The organism is Microtetraspora glauca (genome assembly GCF_040656155.1).
GTDB lineage: Bacteria > Actinomycetota > Actinomycetes > Streptosporangiales > Streptosporangiaceae > Microtetraspora > Microtetraspora glauca.
Genome location: NZ_JBFALK010000023.1, coordinates 106,945 through 125,956 on the forward strand (window position 1 = coordinate 106,945; position 19,012 = coordinate 125,956).

Below are 19,012 nucleotides of genomic sequence, written 5' to 3' on the forward strand. Positions count from 1 at the left end.
ACCCGGAGCTCTTTCCAGTGCTGCTCGGGCCAGTGCTCGGGCCAGTGCTCGGGCCGGTGCTCAGGCGTACCGCTGAGCGGCCTGCTCGGCGAGTTCCGGCTTCAACGCCCGGAGGGTGGCGACCGTGATCGCACGCGCGTCCACGCCGAAGTGCCTGCGCGCCGCCTCCCTCGTGTCCGACAGGCCGAAGCCGTCGGTGCCGAGCGAGACCCAGTCCTGTGCGACCCAGGGCCTGATCTGGTCGGGCACGGCCCGCATCCAGTCGCTCACCGCGACGACCGGTCCGTCCGCCCCGGACAGGGCGGCGGTGATGTACGGGACGCCTTCCCGCTCGGTGGCCATCGCCTCGCGGCGCAGCTCGCTCCACGACGTGACCGACCAGACGTCGACGCCCACGCCCCAGTCGTCCGCGAGCAGCCGCTGCGCCTCCAGCGCCCAGTGCATCGCGGTGCCGCTGGCGAGGATCTGGGCCTGGCCTCCGCCCGCCGAATAGCGGTAGACGCCGCGCACGATGCCCTCCTCGACGCCCTCGGGCATCTGCGGCTGGGGCATCGGCTCGTTGTAGACGGTGAGGTAGTAGAAGACGTCCTCCCCCGCCTCGCCGTACATCCTGCGCAGCCCCTCGCGGACAATCACGCCGATCTCGTACGCGAAGGCCGGGTCGTAGCTGAGGCACGCCGGGTTGACCGAGGCGAGCAGTTGCGAGTGACCGTCGGCGTGCTGCAGCCCCTCCCCCGTCATGGTGGTGCGGCCGGCGGTGGCGCCGATCAGGAACCCGCGCCCCATCTGGTCGGCGAACGCCCACATCTGGTCGGCCGTGCGCTGCCAGCCGAACATGGAGTAGAAGATGTAGAACGGGATCATCGGCTCGCCGTGCGTGGCGTAGCTCGTGGCGGCCGCGGTGAAGCTGGCCATGCAGCCCGCCTCGGTGATGCCCTCGTTCAGGATCTGCCCGCTGGCGGACTCCTTGTAGGACAGCAGCAGTTCCCTGTCGACCGCGTCGTACCTCTGCCCGAGAGACGAGTAGATCTTCGCCGTGGGGAAGAGCGACTCCATACCGAACGTCCTGGCCTCGTCGGGGACGATCGGCACCCAGCGGTGCCCGCTCTCGGGCACGCGCATGAGGTCTTTGACCAGGCGGACGAAGGCCATCGTGGTGGCGATGGTGCCGCCGCCCTTGGTGAGCGCGGAGAACGGCCGTTCCGGGGCCGGCGGCAGCGGCGCGTACGCCGTGACGCGCCGGGGCACGGGGCCGCCGAGCGCGTTCCGCCGTTCGGCGAGGTACTCGCGCTCCTCCGGGCCGGGCCGCAGGTAGGGCGGCAGTTCACCGGCGAGCGCCGAGTCGGGCACGGGCAGGTCGAGGCGGTCGCGCATGGCGCGGAACTCGTCCTGCGTGAGCTTCTTCATCTGGTGGTTCGCGTTGCGCGACTCGAAGCCCGAGCCGAGCGTCCACCCCTTGACGGTCTGCGCCAGGATCACCGTGGGTCCGTCGCGATGGTCCAGGGCCGCGCGGTAGGCGGCGTGGACCTTGCGGGGCTCGTGTCCCGCGCGCGAGCCACCGACGATGCGTTCGAGATCCGCGTCGCTGTACGGCGCCGCCAGGTTCTCCAGGCCCCGGAACAGGCGTTCCCTGATGTAGGCGCCGTCGGATGCGGCGTAGGTCTGGAACTGCCCGTCGGGCACCTCCCCCAGCCGGGCGGCGAGCCGGCCGCCGAGGTCGCGGGCGAGCAATCCGTCCCACTCCTCGCCCCAGAGCGCCTTGACGACGTTCCAGCCCGCACCCCGGAAGACGTTCTCCAGCTCCTGTACTACGCGGGTGTTGCCGCGTACGGGACCGTCGAGCCGCTGCAGGTTGCAGTTGATCACGAAGGTGAGGTTGTCGAGCCCTTCCCTGGCGGCCAGGGGAAGTGCGGCCGTCGCCTCGGGCTCGTCCATCTCGCCGTCACCGAGGAAGGCCCACACGTGACCGCGCGAGGTGTCCTTGATCCCTCTGGCCGCGAGGTAGCGGTTGAACCTGGCCTGGTAGATCGCGTTCAGCGGGCCGAGGCCCATGGACACGGTCGGGAACTGCCAGAAGTCGGGCATGGCCCGCGGGTGGGGATACGACGGCAGGCCGCCGCCGCCCACCTCCCTGCGGAAGCGGTCGAGTCGCGCCTCGGTCAGCCGGCCTTCGAGGAAGGCTCTGGCGTAGATGCCCGGCGAGGCGTGGCCCTGGAAGTAGACCTGGTCCTCGGTGCCGTGGAAGAAGTGGTTGAACCCCACCTCGTACAGCCACGCGGCCGAGGCGTAGGTGGATATGTGTCCGCCGAGGCCGTATTTGCTGGCCCTGGTGACCATGGCGGCGGCGTTCCACCGGTCGTAGGCCGCGATCCGCTCCTCGATCGCGAGGTCACCCGGATACGGCGGCTCCTCGCCGGTGGGCACGGTGTTGAGATAGGGCACAGGCGGCCGGCCGATCGTGTCGAGCAGCCGCCCCATCAGATACCGGGCCCGGTCCGGACCCGCCTCCCGCACGAGCGCCTCCAGAGACTCGCGCCATTCGGCCGTCTCCTCTGGATCCACGTCGGGGATCTGGTCCCACAGTGACATAGCTGACCGCCTCTGCTTCCTGTGAAGTCCAATCATCCGATCACTCCATGAGATGATAGTCCCCGATCCCGCGTCCTCCCATGCCCGGATCAGGACGTGTGAGAACGCCGGTGCTCATGTGGCGGCGGCGGCAGGAACCGCCAAAGGTAGACGACCGGATGCCGTTGAGGCCGAAGGCCGCAGGCGTGTCGCAGGCCGCGCCAGGCACAGTGGTGGCGATGCGCTCCGGCGCCCACCCCTTCCATTACCTCGTACGCAGAGCTAACGTTCTAATATGGGCACAACGGGTATAACGGATCTTCCTGGCGCCCTCGCCGACGTCCTGTCGGGAATCCAACGGCTCATCCGGCGCAGGTTGCGGCGCGGCCTGACCGGGCCACCACTGCGCGGCGCCCAGGTCGAGTTGCTCCGACTGGCCCTGGCCAATCCCGGCATCGGCGTCTCGGCGGCGGCCAGGGAGCTCTATCTCGCCGGAAACTCGGTGTCCACGCTGGTCAACCAGCTCACGACGGCCGGTCTGCTGCTCCGCGAGACCGATCCGGGCGATCGGCGATCCGCGCGGCTGCTGGCCACGCCCGAGGCCGAGTCACGGCTACGGGCGTGGCAGGAGAGGCGCGCCGCGCTCGTCCGCGCGCACGTGGAGCGGCTCGGCGACGACGACCAAGCGGCCCTGGCCGCCGCGCTGCCCGCGCTGCGCAGGCTCGCCGAAGGCCTGCGGGAGGAGATGGAGGGTCCATGACCGAGCGAGCGCGGAGTCCGCACAACCCTCAGGACACACACGGGGCACCTCAGCAGAGCCCGCAGGACGCGCCGTCCGTCCAGAACGCCCCGATGGCGCCACCGCTCCGGAACGCCGGGACGTCCGGCCGCGCCCAGCCGGACACCGGGCGCGCCGCCCCTGACGCCGTGAGCTGCACCGGGCTGAGCTATTCCTTCGGGCGGACGAAGGCCGTGGACGGCATCGATCTGTCCGTCGCCTCCGGCGAGGTCTTCGGCCTGCTCGGCCCGAACGGCGCGGGCAAGTCCACGGCCATACGCTGCCTCACCACGCTGCTGCCGGTGCCGTACGGCATGGTGCGGATCTTCGGCCACGACGCGGCGAGGGAGCGGATGTCGGTGCGCCGCCTGCTCGGCTACGTTCCCCAGCAGCTGTCCGCGGACGCGAGCCTGACCGGCCGGGAGAACGTCGCGCTGTTCGCCCGCCTGTTCGACGTCCGCCGCCGTGAGCGACGGGCGCGGGTCACCCTGGCGCTGGAGGCGGTGGGGCTCGCCGACGCCGCCGACCGGATGGCAGGGACATACTCCGGCGGCATGGTGCGCCGGCTCGAACTCGCCCAGGCGCTGGTCAGCGCGCCGCGCCTGCTGATGCTCGACGAGCCGACGATCGGACTCGACCCCATCGCGCGTACCAGCGTGTGGAAGCACATCACCGCGATACGGGCCGCCACCGGGATGACGGTGCTGGTCACCACGCACTACATGGACGAGGCGGACCAGTACTGCGACCGGGTAGCGCTGATGCACAGGGGACGCATCCGGGCACTCGGCACGCCGGAGCAGCTCAAGGCCGCGCTGCGCGACCGCGACGACACCGGCCACGACGGCGGCGACGGCCGCGCCGCGCCCACGCTTGAGGACGTCTTCCGGGACGTCGTCGGTGGCGATCTCGGCGGTGCTCTCGGCGGCGCTGGAAGCACAGGAGAGAACGGAGCAGGAGAGGAAGGGGGCGACTTCCGTGATGTCCTCCGCACCCGCCGCACGGCCTCTCGCGTCGGCTGACACCGCCGCCCGAGGGCTCGACCTGCTGCTGACCGCGCCGCGCGCCCGCACCGGCTGGCGCGTGCTCCCCGCCCGGGTCGCCGCGATGTGCCTCGTCGAACTGCAGAAGCTGCGCCACGACCGCACCGAGCTGTACACGCGGGCGATCCAACCGGCCCTGTGGCTGCTGATCTTCGGGCAGACCTTCACCCGCATCAGGGTGATCCCCACCGGCGGCATCCCGTACCTGGACTATCTCGCTCCCGGGATCATCGCCCAGTCCGCGATGTTCATCGCGATCTTCTACGGCATCATGATCATCTGGGAGCGTGACGCGGGAGTCCTGACCAAGCTCCTGGTCACGCCGACCCCGCGCGCCGCGCTGGTGACGGGCAAGGCGTTCGCGGCCGGGGTGAAGGCGTTGATCCAGGCGGTGGTCGTGCTCCTCATCGCCACCCTGCTCGGCGTCACCCTGACCTGGAACCCGCTGCGCCTGCTCGGCGTGGCCGCCGCCGTACTGCTCGCCTCGGCGTTCTTCTCCTGCCTGTCCATGACCATCGCCGGGATCGTGCTCACCCGCGACCGCCTGATGGGGATCGGGCAGGCCATCACGATGCCGCTGTTCTTCGGCTCGAACGCGCTCTATCCGGTCGACGTCATGCCGGGCTGGCTCCGGGCCGTCAGCGCGGTCAACCCCCTCAGCTATCAGGTCGACGCGCTGCGCGGCCTGCTCCTGGGCACGCCGTCCCACCTGCCGCTGGACTTCCTGGTCCTCCTCGTCGCCGCGTTGACCGGGATCACGGCGGCGTCGTGCCTGCTGGGCAGGCTGGCCCGCTGAGCCCCGGCTCGCAGCCCGACCGTCCCGCCTCCGGCGGGAATGGTGATCACGCCGGAAGCGGCCGGATGGCTCCCTGGACGAAGGCGATGACGGCGGTCTCCGCGCCCTCCAGCGTCACCTCCCCGCTGACCAGGGGGATGCGCTCGGCGCCGATGACCGCCAGAACGCTCCGGGCGGTCGCCTCGACATCGAGGTCACGGAACTCCCCCGACCGGATCCCGCCGGCGAGGATCTCGCACAGGATCTTGTGCATCGGCGCCACGTGCCCCGCGAGCGCCTGGTACGCGTCGGGCCCGAGCGCGGCGGTGATCTCGGCGGCACCCGGATGAGGGTGGGCGAGGAGCCCCTTGAGCTGCAGCCGGACGAAGGACTCCAGCCGCGCGGAGGCGGTGACGTCCTCGCGCAGGTCCTGTTCAAGGCTGTCGACGAAGTAGTCCGTCACGCGCTGGCTGAACGCGAGCAGCAGCGCGGCCTTGTCCGGGAAATAGTTGTAGAGGACCGTACGGGCGACGCCGGCCTCCGCCGCGACGTCGGTCATGGAGATCGCGTCGATGCCTCGGTTCCTGGAGAGCCGGGCCACCGCGTCGATGATGCGATTCACAGTCTGCGCGCGGTGCTCCCGGAGGTTCGGGGCGGAGATCCTAGGCATATCCGCATTTTCGCACGCAACGGGCGCGCCGTCAGGGACGCCGTCCTGCTGGAGCCCCGATACGCCGTTTCAGCACGGTTGTTTTTGCGACAGTTTGTCGTTATCTTTATGGCGACTCGTCGTAAAACGGAGGAAGCCGTGGACACCAACACCGCTCAGGAACGTGAGCCACTTTCCAAGCTGCTCTATCACGGGACGTCGGAGGCGCATCGTGCGGCCGAGAACACTCCGTACATGCTCGCCCTCTTCCAGGGCAAGCTGACCAGGGACGCCTACAGCGCGTGGCTGGTCCGGTTCCACGCGGTGTACTCCGCCCTGGAGCAGACGACGGAGGCTCTGCGCGATGATCCGTCCGTCGGCGCCCTTCACCTACCGCGGCTCAACCGCACGGAGGCCCTCGAACGGGACCTCGCCTACTTCTACGGTCGCGACTGGCGGGACGCGCTGACGACTTCTCCGGCCACCGACGCGTACGTGGCCCGGCTGCACCGTGTCCGCGACGAGTGGCCGCTCGGCCTGGTGCCCCACCACTGGATCCGCTACGCCGGCTACCTGCACGGCGGTGCGACACTCGCCAAGCTGCTCACCACGACGTACGGCCTGAACGACGGCGCGGGCGTGGCGTTCTACGACTTCACGGAGATCGAGGACAACCGCGCCTTCATCGCCGACTATCACGCCCGGATGAACGCGGTGCCCGTCACCGCCGACGACATCGAGCCGCTGGTCGAGGAGGGCAGTCACGCCTTCCGCGGCAACGCGGCGATCACCGTCGAACTGGGCGAGGAGTTCGGCGTGTCCTGACACGAGACGATCACGCGGACATGCGGAGGCCACCCTCACGATGAGGGTGGCCTCTTCACTGGTCCGGCCACTGCGGGACCGTGCCGGCTTGGCGCCGCCCCGCCCCGACAGCGCTCGGCCCGGGGGCGGCCGCGCCCCGACTGCCGCCCGCCCGGCCCCCCGTCACACCGCCTTGATGGCCTGCAGCGGACACGCTTCGAGGGCCGCCCGCGCGTTGGCCTCGTACTCCGGCGGGACCTCGTCCACCAGGACCTCGCCGTAGCCCCATTCGTCCAGCGCGAACACCTCGGGGGCGAACCGCTTGCAGTACCCCTTGCCGTCGCACACGGCTGCGTCGATGACGACCTTCATGATCCCTCCCAAGAGACGCGGAACCTTGTGTCCGCGGTGACATCGGTGGCGGCGCACCGCTCGCACTCCGTACCGACATGAGCGTCGACGAGATCGCGGTGATGCCGGAAGAGCGAGCCGACCAGGGCCGTCACGGCGTCGGGCGTCGCGCAGTTGCCCCGTCCGGCCAGCGCCGCGCCCCACCGCTCCAGCCGTGCCACGTCCTCCACCGTCGCGGAGCGTACGGTCAGCCTGGCGAGGACCCCCGCCACTCCGGACGTGCCCGTGACGCACGGCCCGCACTGCCGGGCGTTCTCCCGATCGAAGAAGGCCGCCACCTCGGCGGCCACACCGACCGGGCAGTCCCCGGCGAGCAGGACGAACGCGCCGCAGCCCAGCGTGCTGCCCGCCCGCGCCAAGGCGGCGTGGGTGAGCGGGAGGTCGAGGGCCGAGGCGGGCAGCAGTCCTCCCGCGAAGCCCCCGGCCAGCAGTCCGGTCACCCCGGCGGCCGTCCCCATGTGGGCGGTCACCAGTTCGCGCAGCGGGATGCCGTACGGGACCTCGTACAGACCGGGTGCCCGGCCCGCGCCCGACAGCGTCGCGAGGAACGTGCCGGTGGACTCCGGGGTGCCCATCCCGCGGTACGCCTCCGGACCGAGCCGGACGGCGAGGGCGAGCTGGGCGAGCGTTTCGACGTTGCTCACCAGGGTGGGCGCTCCGCGCACCCCCTCCTGCCAGGGACGGGGAGGTTTCACGGTCGGGAGGGCGGGTCCGCCGTCGACCGCCCTGACGACCGCGGTCTCCTCACCCGCCACATATCCGGGCGCCACCGCCACGACGCCGATGGGGATGTCCACGGGGATGTCGGCGGGGGTATCGCCGCGCTTCGCCGCGAGGCGGCGGGCGGCGGACGGATCGCTGACGTACACGTAGGCACGATCGGCGCTCACGGCCCGGGCGGCCAGCTCCAGCCCGCGGAGCACGAGATCCGGGCGTTCACGGAGCAGGAAGCGGTCCTTGACGGAGGCGGGCTCGCCCTCCTCCCCGTTGGCGATCACGTAGCGGACGGGACCCGGGGCCGAGGCGACCGAGCGGAGCTTGACCGCCAGGGGGAAACCCGCCCCGCCACGCCCCCGGATCCCCGCCGCCTCGGCGATCTCGATGATCTCCGGCCCGGAGAGGTCCGCCGGGCCCGGTGTCCCGTCCGGCTCCGCATCGAGCAGCCGCGCGTTCCGGAGCGGGCCGACCCGCAGAGGAGAACTCATGCCACCAGGTAGTCGGGCAGCCGCTTGCCGATCTCGACGAGGACCTCGGTGTTGAGCTGGTAGGCGAGCACGGTCTCGGCGATGACCCTCCTGGCCTGCACCTCGTCCAGGTCCAGCGCGTTGAGCCGGTCCCGGTAGCTTTCCTTGAACGCCTTGAGATCGGGGATGCCGGTGAAGTCGTAGAACCTGGCTCCCGCGGAGCCGTCGAACCCGTACGTGCGCTCCGCGACCTTGCGAATCACCTGACCGCCGGACAGGTCGCCGAGATAGCGGGTGTAGTGGTGGGCGATGAAGCCACCGGGCCAGTCGGCGATCTGGTTGATCCGGGCGACGTAGGTCGACGTCGACTTGGACGGGGTGATCCTGTCACGCCAGTCCTTCCCGTAGAGCTCCTCAAGGTCGGCCTCCAGGGAGGGGACGCGCTCCAGTTCCGGGCTGACGAACGGCCCGGCGACCGGGTCGCCGGTGAGGGCTCGTCCCGCTTCCTCCAGCGCCACGTACGCGAAATAGTGCTGGGCCACCATCTCGCCGTAGCCCTCCCGGGACACGCGGCCGCTCATGAGCGCGTCGAGATACGCGGTGTTCTCCGCTTCCTCGTGGTCGCTCCAGGTCGCCTTCTTGAGCCGCTCGGCGAAGGTCTCGCTCTCTGTCATACCCGGACTCCCATTGCGTCGCGATGCCGTTTCACGACAGAGTGTCAGAAAGATGACCGAGAGGTCAAGAGTTTAACGACACCTCGTCGTCAACTGCTCAGCGGGGATCTCGCGCGGTACGCGGCGGGAGCCGTGGTCGGGGCGGCGGCGGGAGATCCGGCCGACGACGAGCCGTCGGAGAAGGCACGGGTCGTTCCGTGCGCTCGCCCGCGGCCCGCGGTGTCCGGAAGCGAACACCGCGGCTCCGCCTGCCCGCCCGGCGACTGCCATGTGAACAAGGTGATCCGTGCTCAGCAGGGACACGGGAACAACCCCGTTCGATCGGCGCCCGTTGAATTCCGCGGGTGCGCCGGGAACTCCTTTCTCATGAGGCGGTCGCATCACGTCATGACACGACCGACCGATTCACAGGTGGCCCATCTGGGCCGAGATCCGGTTCGTCGATTCGAGCAGGGCCTCGGCGCACTGTTCCGCCTCGTCCCGGAATCGTTCCAGCGGCCCGCAGACGCTGATGACACCGGCCGGCCTGCCGTGATGGTCGAAGATCGGCGCGGCGACCGAGGCCGAGCCCGGCTGACGCTCGGCGCTCGATTTGGCGTATCCGCGCCGGCGAATCGCCGCGATCTCCTTGCGCAGCACATCCTCGTGGACCAGAGTGCGTTCGGTCAGCCGGACCAGCGGGACGGTTCTGACGTACGTGTCGATTTCCTCATCAGAAAGAAAGGCGAGGAACGCCTTGGAAGAGGCGCCGGCATGCAAGGGATAGGGGATGCCGAGAGAGATCGACATGATCACTTCCCGGCTTGGCGTCACCTGGTCCACATAGACCCGCGTCGTTCCCGTACGAATAGACAATGTGGCGGTCTCGGACAACGTCCGGGAAAGTGTGACCAGTTCCGGCGCCGCCAGCCTGCGCACGTCCAGCCTTCCGAGGTAGGCCAGGCCCAGCCGCATGGCCGCCAGCCCGAGCGAGTAACGCCGGGTCTTCTCATCCAGCTCGATCAGCCCGTGCAGCCGGAACGAGGCCAGTACGCGGTGAACCGCGGCTTTGGACATGCCGAGTTTGTCCGCGATCTCGGTGACACCGAGCGTGACGGACCCGGGATCGGCGAAGAGCACGAGCACGTCCGCCGCGCGTTCCACGGTCGCGACCGTCTGACTGGAGGATTCCGCCGCACGGCGGCGTAACGGCTTGACAGTGTCCATCGGCTTCTCAGCCCCTTAACAACGGCGGCACACCCTATTCCCGGGAGAATCCCACGGGCGCGGGTGTGTCGGTGACGATCCTTGTGTCGAGGAAATCCCACCACGATTCCTGGGACACCCGCTCCTTCTCCCGTGAAGGATCGGTCTTCAGATCGGCCGGCGCGGACAGGGTCTCGCGGGAATCGCGTCCAGGCCGTCTCCCCGAACACGCCATCCAGGATGGAACATTTTTCCACAAATTGGAACACCCTATTCGGGGTCGCGCTCATCGTCTCCCTCGGCCTTTTTGGCCGTCTCGACTCCGCTCGCCGTTCTCGTCACATCCCGATGACGGCCGCGACCCCCGAAAAGGTGATCGGTTCCCATAAAAGGGCAGATCACAGACCCGCCGCACGCGTGTGAAGGCGGCGCGGCCACCGCCCCGGCCGGAAACGCGGCGCCTATGTGACCACGCGGAAGAGTGCCGCCGGTCAGCACCGCGCCGCTCGGACCCGCGACGAGGACGCCCCTCGTCGAACTCGCTACGGGACGGGCTTCCAGCGCCAGGTGGAGCTCGTGTAGCGAACGCACTTGTATCGCCTGCTGTGGGCCTCGTGCCGGGCCGAATATCCGTACGCGCCGTGCTGGGAGCTCGCGCAGTACGCGCCGGGGAACACGCAGTCCCAGTGCTTGCCGTGCTTGTAGTAGTACTTGCCGTTGCTCTGCTTCTTCGCGCACCAGGCCGCAGTCGCGACTGTCGAGGACGTAGCCGACGCGGCGGGAGCCGTCACGAAGAGGAGGGATGCGGCGGTGAGCGCTGCGATGAGGGGTTTGCGCATGGATCGCGAAGATATCGGCGTGACATAACGATCAGGAATCACGAGAACGAAACGGATCGTCATCCCCGGTTCAGGCCGGCGACCGCCGCGCCCACCCACGATGAGCTGGGGACGGCTACCGAGGATCCCGCCGCCGAGCGGACACCGACGAATCCCGTAGCTCTGATCGCGTCAGCCCGCGGTCACCTTGGCGAAGTGGAAGACATCCGGCGGAAGCGGGTGTTCCAGGCGCCACCGGAACCGGACCGGCCGGTCGCCTACGCAGTGTTCGTAGATCATGGGTCCGGCGTACAGGTAGGGCGGTGCGCCCAGACCTTCCTCGCGCTTGTGCTCCCTGACGAACAGGTGGACGCTTGATCGCCCGGATCGGTAGCGCTGGGCCGTGGGGTTGCCGCGGCGCAAGGTGGACTGGGACTCCCACTGGAACAACGACGGGGTGATGGCCCGGTCGTGGTACATGGTCGTGGGCAAGTAGTGGTCCGCGGACTTGTCGATGGTGACGAAGAACAGGTCCGCGCCCGCATCGGGCACCCACTTGACGCCTTCACGCATATGGGCGGGTTTGTCCACGCCGAAGGCGGCCAGAGCCTCGTTCTTGCTGTACGTGGCGTGGACGTGCAGCGGAATGTCTCCGGACAGCGGGTGCGTCACACGACGTCTGCGCTCGGCCAGCAGGCCGGCGAGGTCCAGCAACTCACTCACCCGGTCGGGGTGGGCCAGCAGGTCACTCAGGCGTGCTTCGGCGGTGGAGGCGGGCTGGGTGCCGCCCCAGAGCGCGACGTCGAGCATGGCGAACAGCCGCCGCTCGCGTACGGTGCCACCACTGCGCGGGCGGCGGAGGACGGAGAGCCGGTCGGGGTCGTCGATGTGGAGCATGCGACCGAACGCGCTGCCGATCTTCACGTCGAGGGGACCGGCCGCGGAGCCTCGGCCGGCGGCTCTGCGGAGCCCGGCCCAGCCGGGGCGGCGGCGGTAGAGATCCTCCAGCTCCAACCCGGTCTCCTCGATGAACCCGGCCAGGGTGGTCCGCTCGGGCAGCGCCGCGAGTTCGGCGATCAGATCGGGCCAGCGCAGGTTCAGCGTCTGGCGGATGTTGTTCAGCACCAGCCGGGAGACCTCGCGATCGAGATCGATATGGCAGCCGGGCGGCAGTGTGGGGAAGCCCGCCTCGACCTCGCGGGCGACCGCCGTACGGCCGGCGCCGGTCAGCGCGCGGTAGCGGCGGTCGAAGCGGAACTGACGGTGCTGGTTGCCGATGAAGTCCAGAACGGTCAGGCAGGCCTTGCCGGTGTCCAGTCGCAGCCCTCGGCCAAGTTGCTGCAGGAAGACGGTGGCGCTGTCGGTGGGACGCAGGAACAGCACGGTGTCGATGCCGGGGATGTCGACGCCCTCGTTGAACAGATCGACGGCGAACACCACGTTGACCTGACGGGACCGCAGCGCGGCGAGCCCGGCCTCCCGGTCGGCGCGCGGGGTCCGGGAGGTGATGGCCAGAGAGGGGATGCCCGCCTCGGTGAAGCGGGAGGCCATGTACTCGGCGTGTTCGACGCTGACGCAGAAGCCCAGCGCCCGCATCCGGCCGACGTCACCGATCTTTCGGTGCAGGGTCCGCAGCACCAGCCGGACGCGGGCGTCGTTGCCGGTGAAGACGTTGCTGAGGCGGGCCAGGTCGTACCCCTGTCCGCGCTTCCACGGTACGGCCGACAGATCCACGCCGTCGTGCACGCCGAAATACTGGAACGGCGCCAGCAACTGCCGTTCGATGGCCTCCCACAGCCGTAGCTCGACCGCGACCCTGCCGCCGAACCAGTGTTTGACGTCCTGGCCGTCGGCCCGTTCCGGGGTGGCGGTCAGGCCGAGCAGGACGCGTGGTTCGAGGTGGCCGAGCAGGCCAGCCCGGCCAGAACCTCGCCCTGGTAACCGTAGGGCCGCACGTCCAGCGACGCGATCGCCAGAGGGAGCTCGCGGGGCCCGGCGCTCTCCAGCTCCAGCGCCTGGTCCAGGCGGCGGCGGTCCGCCTCCGCGCCGGGGTCGTAGTCCTCGAAGGCCGGATCGCCCCAGTACTCCTCGAAGGTGGCCGAGAAGGTGTCCAGCAGGTGTGGCTGCTCCAGGGCGGACAGACGGACGTTCCACTCCAGCCCGTCGATCAATGCGGATTTGGACAGGTTGGAGGAACCGACGTAGGCGGTGGAGAAGCCGCTGTCCCTGCGGAACAACCACGCCTTGGCGTGCAGCCGGGTCGTCCTGGTCTCGTAGGAGATCTTGATGGTGGCGCCCAGTTCGGCCAGCCGGTCCAGGGCGCGGCGTTCGGTGGCACCCCGGTAGGTGGTGGTGATGACCCTGAGCCGCCCACCCCGCCGGACGAACTCGGCCAGATCCTCCTCGAGAATCCGCACGCCGTGCCAGCGCACGAACGCGCACAGCAGGTCGACCCGGTCCGCGGAGGCCAACTCCCGTCTCAGCTCATGGCCGACGCTGGGCTGGCCATGCCCGTTGACCAGGAGCGCGCTGGCCGCCAGCGGAGTCTCCGGACGCCGCGGGAAGACCGGTTCACCCGTGGGAGTACGGCTGCGCGTCACGGCCAGCAGCAGTTCCCGGGAGGTCGCCACCAGGTCATCGGATGTGTCGGGGATGACCTCGCCGAGGACCGCCGTGAGCCGGTTGACCAGCTCGACCTGCCCGGCCAGCCGTTCGGCGTCGTCGCCCCGCAGCGAGCGCAGCGCCCTGCGGGTGAGTGCGGCCAGGTGGGCGGTCAGCACGTCAGCGGCCTCGACCTGGTCCAGCGGGCGCAGCTGGGCCAAATCTCCGTGACTGGCCAGGTCACGCGCCAGCCCTTCGGTGACGAGCCGTTCGTAGAGCCCCGGCGCGAGATCACCCATGGCCGGCACCGTACCGGATGACTGTCCGGCCGCGCCGCCATTGCGGATGAATAGCGCCTTTGGTGGTGGTATGCCCTACCAGCGTGGAGACCGCCGTCGTACCTGTCCACACGTACACCGGGGCCATCGTGCGGCCACCTTCGCCGCCGCACCGACGCTCACGGTCACTGTTCGCGCATGCCCCACGGGGCGCCGTACGCGGTCAGCAGGTCGAGGAAGGGCCGGGGCGGAAGGGCTTCCGGGCCAAGGACGCCGACGCCGGACCAGACGCCCGCGGCTATCAGCTCAAGGGCCACCACCGGGTTGACGGCGGTCTGCCACACCACGGCCTGGGAGCCGTACTCCCGCATGGACCACTCGTTGTCGACCACGTGGTAGAGGTAGACCTCGCGCGGGCCGCCGTTCCTGGTGCCCTTGACCCAGGTGCCCGCGCACGTCCTGCCGCGCATGCGCTCCCCGAGGGTCGCCGGGTCGGGCAGGCATGCCGCGACCACGTCGCGCGGGGAGACCATGACGGGAGTGCCGTCCGCACCGAGGACCTGGACCGGCTCGGTGCGGTCGAGGCCGAGCAGACGCAGGGTTCGCAGCGTCTGGATGAACTCCCCGCCCAGCCCGTACTTGAAGGTCACCCGCTCGGCGTCGACCCAGCGGGGGACGAGCAGCACCTCCTCGTGCTCGACGTTGACGCACTCGACCGGGCCGATGCCGTCGGGAAAGTCGAACACCTCCGGCTCGCTGAAGGGCGGGGTGGTGAACCAGCCCCGGCCGGCCTCGTAGACGACCGGCGGGTTGAGGCACTCCTCGATGGTGGTCCAGATGTTGAACGAGGGCGCGAAGTCGTATCCCTCAACGGTGAGGTCGGCGCCGTCGCGGATACCGATCTCCTCGATGTGATCGAAGAGCTCGTCGGCCGCGTAACGGGCGAAGACATCCGACAACCCCGGCTCCACACCGATGCCGACCACCGCGAGCTTGCCCGCCTTCTCCCACTCGGCGGCCAGTTCGAACTGGGCGTCGCCGAGCTTGACCCCGCACACCTCATGGGGACGCTCCGGGTGCGGCCGGGACAGCGACATCGCCATGTCCAGGTAGTGCGCGCCGACGCTCAGCGCCGCCCGGAACAGCGGCATCACGAAGCGCGGGTCGGTGGCGTTGAGCAGGACGTCGCAGCGGTACTCCTCCAGCAGTGCCGCCACCGCCGCCTCGTCGCTCGCGTCGACCCGCCCGGCGCTGAAGCGGGTGCCCGCCTCCCCGAGCGCGGCGACCGCCGCCTCGGCGCGGGACAGGTCGTAGTCGGCGACGACCATGTGGTCGAAGAACGATCGGCGGGCCGCGATCCGGGTGATCGCCGTGCCCACACCACCGGCACCGACAAGCAGAACACGCATGACAGAACATCCCCTTTCCGAGGCACACGCCTTGGTGCGCCCGATCCAACGTCACCACCCCTTCATACGTCAATGGCGTTGGCATAAGATAGGCTCTCCGGCGACGGAACAGGCGACAGGAGGAGGGGAGCACCGTGCCCAAGCCGGTGGTCTCAGAATCGGCGCGACAACGCCGCCGCCCGACAAAGAGCGGGATGGTTCTCTCGGAGGAACTGATCGTGCGGACCGCGCTGCGTATGCTGCGCGAGCATGGCTCCGCGGGTCTGACCGTGCGACGGCTCGGCATCGCCCTGGGAGCCGACCCCAGCACGCTCTACCGCTACTTCACCGGCATGGACGACCTGACCCTGGCCATCGGCGACATGCTCATCGGCCAGGCGATGGCCGACTGGCACGGCACCGGCGACTGGCGCGCCGATCTTCGCGAGCTGGGCCTGCGCATCCACGCCGCCTACCTCGAACACCCACAGGCCGCGGTGCTGACCGCCAACCGCATATCCGGCAAGTCTCACGAAGTCGCGGCCGACGAGGCGATCCTCGGGCTGCTGCGGGGCGCGGGGTTCCCGGACCGAGACGTGGTCCGCATCTACCACGCCTTCATCGACATGACTCTGGCCTTCGCCGCGCTGGACGCGGCGTCCCTGGCGCTGCCCGAGGAAGCACGCACGGCGGACGAGGAGATCTGGCAGGCGACCTACGCGCGCCTGCCGGCGGCCACTCATCCCAACATCGCGGCGGTCGCCCCCCTGCTGGTCGCCGGCATGAACGACAGCGCCTACCCCGCCGCCCTGGAGATGTTGCTCGGCAACGCCGAGTCACGCCTCACCGCCGGTCCGGGCGCGGCCTGACCGTCGGGCCCCGGGCCACGGCCTCGCGTCGGCGGCGGAGGTCAGCCGCAGCCTTCGAACTGGGGGACGGTGAAAGTGAGCGCCAGGCCGGACTTCCCGAACCACTTCCGCAGCAGCTTCTTGGCGGTTCCGTCCAGGTACATCTCGGTGATGGCCTTGTTGACCGCCTCGCAGCCGTCCAGGTCCCCGGCCTTGATGCCCACGCCGTACCGCTCGTCGGTGAACGGCGCGTTGACGATCTTCAGGTCCGAGGTGGCGAAGCCGGCCAGGATGAGGTCGTCGGTGGATACCGCGTCCACCTTCCCCGCCTTCAGATCGGACATGCACTCGCTGTAGGAGGCGGCCTCGACCAGCTCCACGGCGACCTTCCGTTCCTCCTTCACCCGACGCCAGGAGTTCGAGCCGGTCACCTGGCACAGCTTGCGCCCCTTCAGGTCCCGCACGCCGGTGACCGCGCTCTCCCGGGCCCGTACGAGAGTGTCCTGGTGTGCGACGTAGTACGGCCCGCCGAAGGTCACCTTCGTCTTGCGTTCCGGAGTGATCGAATAGGTGGCGACGACCAGATCGATCGAGCCGTCCATGAGCACCTTCTCCCGCTCGGACGAGGGCACCGCGACGAACCTGGCGTCCTTCCCCAGCTTTCGGGCGATGTAGGCGGCCACATCGACGTCGAAACCGGCGAACTCCCCCTCCGCCTTCTTCATCCCCAACCCGGGCTGGTCCGGCTTCACCCCGATGACCAGGGCGTCCTTGTCGAGGATCGACGAGCCGGCGCCGCAGGCCGACGCCGACAACAGCGCTACGGCCCCGAGCAGCACCAAGGCGGCGATACGCCGCGAACGGCCCCTGCTGGTCAGCGCGACCATGAACATCTTCCCTTCACCGGTACTCGGCGAGCCGGGGCCGGACTCCGACCAGGATCAGCAGGGCGGCGGCGAGCGCCGTCCCCGGCAGCAGAAAGTTCCAGCCACCGAGGGCGCGGTCGCCCTCCGCCACGGCGTCGTCGAACGCCAGGCGGTGCAGCTTCGTCAACTCGACCAGGGCGCCGTCGTAGGCCCCGAACGAGGCACCCGTGGCCTGTCGTACGGCGTCCCCGCTCTTGCCCGCTGTGGCGAACTGCCGCATCTGCCGGTCATCGTGCTGGAACTTCTGGTAAAGCGTGAGCACCCTGGCCAGTGCCTCACGCTGGCCGGGCAGGGTGATACGACCGGCCTCCGATCCGTAGAAGCCGAGGAAGTCCGCCCTACCGGGGAAGGCGGCGACGCTGACGTCCACCGCGGCGTAGTACTTGTCCAGGTTCCCGCCGGGGACATAGAGCACCGACTGTGACTTGTCGAGGTATACCTGCTCGTAGGTGTCCGCCCGCTGTGGGTCGAGCAGATACCTGCTCTCGTCACCGTGCAGACTGTTTCCGATCGCGCGGGCCCGAGACAGCACGAGAACCGAGTCGAAGCCGTCCTCCTTGGCCGTCCGCAGATCGTCGGACACCCGCTGCAGGACCAGCACTCCCGCGATGGTCAGCACGCCGACGACGACGGTGGCGGCCAGCAGCGCCGGGTTGATCGCACGGCGGAACCTGCGGGACAGGAAGACCTGCAACGCGACCAGGACGGCCAGCGCGAGCGCCCCACCGAGCGCCACCCAGAACCGGCCCGCCAGCACGGCGGACGACTCGGCCGCGTAGGCGTGCCTGACGACGGTCCCGCTCTCGAGCGTGAGGTTGTACGCCTTGGGCAGCAGGTCCAACCGCATCAGGTCGGTGGCCTGGCGGTAGACGTCGAGAGCCTGCTGCGAGGGGGGTCCGGCGGCATGCCGGGACTGCTCGTCCAGAAGCAGGGCGCGCGACGCGAGCCGCTCGTAGCGGCCGAGCCCGTCGAGTACGGCACGCACGGTCATCTGCTCCGTCGGGTCGCCGCGAGCCAGGTCGGCGGCCTGCAGCACGGCGCTGTCGGCCTGCGCGCGGCGCTGGTCGTAGCGGTCCAGCGCGGCCTGGCGACCGGGCCCGCCCTCCACGCCGGCCAGCAGCACGGTGGCCACCTGAGCGTCCATGTCGCTCAGCGCGAAGTACAGGTCGGCGGTGGCCACCACCTGCGGGCCCGCTGTGTGCCCGATCGCCCGCAGCCCGTCCCCGGCGTGCCCCAGGGCCACGCCCATCAGCGCGAACAGCAGGCCGACGGCGAGGACGGCGGCACCGGCCCCGGCGCGGATCCGCCCGGGAACCGTTCGCAGCCGCGGGGCGCGCGGCGGCGAAGAGGCGGGCGTGGGCGCGGCCACAGGCGCGGGGCCGGTGGTGGGGGTGGGGGTGACAACGGCCATCTCAGCCCTTCCGCACCGTGATGCTGGTCCATGCGCCGACGTGGACGCGATCCCCGTCACCGAGCGGGACCAGCGCGTTGTGCTCCACCGTCGTGCCGTTGAGCAGGGTTCCGTTGGCGGATCCCGGGTCGACGAGCTGCCACGTCCCGTCGGCCTGTGCGAGCAGCACCGCGTGCAGGTGGGAGACGCCGGGATCCTCGGGCGGCCCGGCCAGGTCGATCTCGGGGGCCAGCCCCCGCGACTGGCTGCGCCGCCCGATCCTGACCTCGGTGCCGACCAGAGGTACCCGCCGCTCCGGGCAGTACGGCGGGAACGTGACGCGGGCCGCGTCGGGGCCGCCCTGCGCGATCATCGCCTCATAGTGGTCACGGTCCGCCGCGATCACCGCGACCCAGCCGGTGACCGGCGTGGACGGCGTGGACGACGTGGAGTGCGGTGTCTCCCGGTTCCCGCCGCCGAGCACGAAGTCGTAGCCGCAGCTCTCGCAGAATCGGCCGCCACGTGGTGCCCCGCAGTCGGGACAGTCGTCCATCTGGTGGGCGTCGGGCGGGACGGCCGGAGCCGAAGCGGCCGGGGCGGCCGCGGCGGCCGGGGTGCCCGCCAGCAACGCGCCGCAGACGTCGCAGTACTCCTCGTCCGCGGAGTCGTGCCCTACCGGACAGATCGCCATG

General features: G+C 70.0%; 18 protein-coding genes. 5 read left to right on the forward strand and 13 right to left on the reverse strand.

Annotation, left to right across the window (positions count from 1 at the left end):
- Positions 1-60: 60 nt before the first annotated feature.
- Positions 61-2,589 carry a pyruvate dehydrogenase (acetyl-transferring), homodimeric type gene (gene aceE / locus AB0I59_RS34085; protein ID WP_358139436.1) on the reverse strand — a complete coding sequence of 843 codons (2,529 nt, stop codon included), beginning with the start codon at positions 2,587-2,589 and terminating at the stop codon, positions 61-63.
- Positions 2,590-2,863: 274 nt separating this feature from the next.
- On the opposite strand from aceE, the gene AB0I59_RS34090 reads away from it, so the two are divergent.
- From AB0I59_RS34090 to AB0I59_RS34100, 3 genes are read left to right on the forward strand one after another with little or no spacing between them, the layout of a single operon-like run.
- On the forward strand, positions 2,864-3,328 hold the full coding sequence (locus tag AB0I59_RS34090) for a MarR family winged helix-turn-helix transcriptional regulator (protein ID WP_358139439.1): 465 nt from the start codon (positions 2,864-2,866) through the stop codon (positions 3,326-3,328).
- On the forward strand, positions 3,325-4,368 hold the full coding sequence (locus AB0I59_RS34095) for an ABC transporter ATP-binding protein (protein WP_358139442.1): 1,044 nt from the start codon (positions 3,325-3,327) through the stop codon (positions 4,366-4,368). The genes AB0I59_RS34090 and AB0I59_RS34095 overlap by 4 nt, the downstream gene beginning before the upstream one ends.
- Entirely contained in the window at positions 4,328-5,185 is an 858-nt protein-coding gene (locus AB0I59_RS34100) for an ABC transporter permease (RefSeq protein WP_358139445.1), read from the forward strand. The genes AB0I59_RS34095 and AB0I59_RS34100 overlap by 41 nt, the downstream gene beginning before the upstream one ends.
- Positions 5,186-5,231: 46 nt before the next feature.
- On the opposite strand, the gene AB0I59_RS34105 is transcribed toward AB0I59_RS34100, so the two are convergent.
- Entirely contained in the window at positions 5,232-5,834 is a 603-nt protein-coding gene (locus AB0I59_RS34105; RefSeq protein WP_061257145.1) for a TetR/AcrR family transcriptional regulator, read from the reverse strand.
- A gap of 138 nt (positions 5,835-5,972) precedes the next feature.
- On the opposite strand from AB0I59_RS34105, the gene AB0I59_RS34110 reads away from it, so the two are divergent.
- Positions 5,973-6,638, forward strand: coding sequence for a biliverdin-producing heme oxygenase (locus AB0I59_RS34110; protein WP_358139448.1), 666 nt, complete (start codon positions 5,973-5,975; stop codon positions 6,636-6,638).
- A 162-nt stretch (positions 6,639-6,800) separates the two neighbouring features.
- Here AB0I59_RS34110 and AB0I59_RS34115 read toward each other — a convergent pair whose 3' ends face one another.
- From AB0I59_RS34115 to AB0I59_RS34150, 8 genes are all read right to left on the reverse strand, one after another.
- Positions 6,801-6,989 (reverse strand): ferredoxin, encoded by a 189-nt coding sequence (locus AB0I59_RS34115; RefSeq protein ID WP_061257140.1) that lies wholly within the window; start codon positions 6,987-6,989, stop codon positions 6,801-6,803.
- The gene (locus AB0I59_RS34120; RefSeq protein WP_358139451.1) at positions 6,986-8,233 is read right to left on the reverse strand and encodes an NADH-ubiquinone oxidoreductase-F iron-sulfur binding region domain-containing protein; all 1,248 of its coding nucleotides are present in this window, start codon (positions 8,231-8,233) and stop codon (positions 6,986-6,988) included. The genes AB0I59_RS34115 and AB0I59_RS34120 overlap by 4 nt, the downstream gene beginning before the upstream one ends.
- Positions 8,230-8,886: a biliverdin-producing heme oxygenase gene (locus AB0I59_RS34125; RefSeq protein ID WP_061257137.1), complete on the reverse strand. Its 657-nt coding sequence runs from the start codon at positions 8,884-8,886 to the stop codon at positions 8,230-8,232. The genes AB0I59_RS34120 and AB0I59_RS34125 overlap by 4 nt, the downstream gene beginning before the upstream one ends.
- 405 nt (positions 8,887-9,291) lie before the next feature.
- On the reverse strand, positions 9,292-10,092 hold the full coding sequence (locus AB0I59_RS34130; RefSeq protein WP_061257135.1) for an IclR family transcriptional regulator: 801 nt from the start codon (positions 10,090-10,092) through the stop codon (positions 9,292-9,294).
- A 521-nt stretch (positions 10,093-10,613) separates the two neighbouring features.
- Positions 10,614-10,910, reverse strand: coding sequence for a hypothetical protein (locus AB0I59_RS34135; RefSeq protein ID WP_061257132.1), 297 nt, complete (start codon positions 10,908-10,910; stop codon positions 10,614-10,616).
- Positions 10,911-11,081: 171 nt separating this feature from the next.
- Positions 11,082-12,662 carry a DUF3427 domain-containing protein gene (locus tag AB0I59_RS34140; protein WP_358139455.1) on the reverse strand — a complete coding sequence of 527 codons (1,581 nt, stop codon included), beginning with the start codon at positions 12,660-12,662 and terminating at the stop codon, positions 11,082-11,084.
- A gap of 98 nt (positions 12,663-12,760) precedes the next feature.
- A complete protein-coding gene (locus AB0I59_RS34145; RefSeq protein WP_358139458.1) occupies positions 12,761-13,789 on the reverse strand; it encodes a phospholipase D-like domain-containing protein in 1,029 nt (342 codons plus the stop codon).
- 164 nt (positions 13,790-13,953) lie between these two features.
- On the reverse strand, positions 13,954-15,177 hold the full coding sequence (locus AB0I59_RS34150) for a saccharopine dehydrogenase family protein (RefSeq protein WP_358139461.1): 1,224 nt from the start codon (positions 15,175-15,177) through the stop codon (positions 13,954-13,956).
- Positions 15,178-15,371: 194 nt separating this feature from the next.
- Here AB0I59_RS34150 and AB0I59_RS34155 point away from each other — a divergent pair, with 194 nt between their 5' ends.
- Entirely contained in the window at positions 15,372-16,025 is a 654-nt protein-coding gene (locus AB0I59_RS34155) for a TetR/AcrR family transcriptional regulator (RefSeq protein WP_358139464.1), read from the forward strand.
- Between the two features lie 41 nt (positions 16,026-16,066).
- Here AB0I59_RS34155 and AB0I59_RS34160 read toward each other — a convergent pair whose 3' ends face one another.
- The 3 genes from AB0I59_RS34160 to AB0I59_RS34170 are packed head-to-tail and all read right to left on the reverse strand — an operon-like array spanning position 16,067 to position 19,011.
- Positions 16,067-16,891, reverse strand: a complete 825-nt coding sequence (locus tag AB0I59_RS34160; protein WP_228644990.1) for a glutamate ABC transporter substrate-binding protein — start codon at positions 16,889-16,891, stop codon at positions 16,067-16,069.
- A 13-nt stretch (positions 16,892-16,904) separates the two neighbouring features.
- Entirely contained in the window at positions 16,905-18,341 is a 1,437-nt protein-coding gene (locus AB0I59_RS34165; RefSeq protein ID WP_358139467.1) for a GlnX family signal transduction membrane protein, read from the reverse strand.
- A gap of 1 nt (position 18,342) precedes the next feature.
- Positions 18,343-19,011, reverse strand: coding sequence for an FHA domain-containing protein (locus AB0I59_RS34170; RefSeq protein ID WP_358139470.1), 669 nt, complete (start codon positions 19,009-19,011; stop codon positions 18,343-18,345).
- Position 19,012 lies beyond the last annotated feature (1 nt).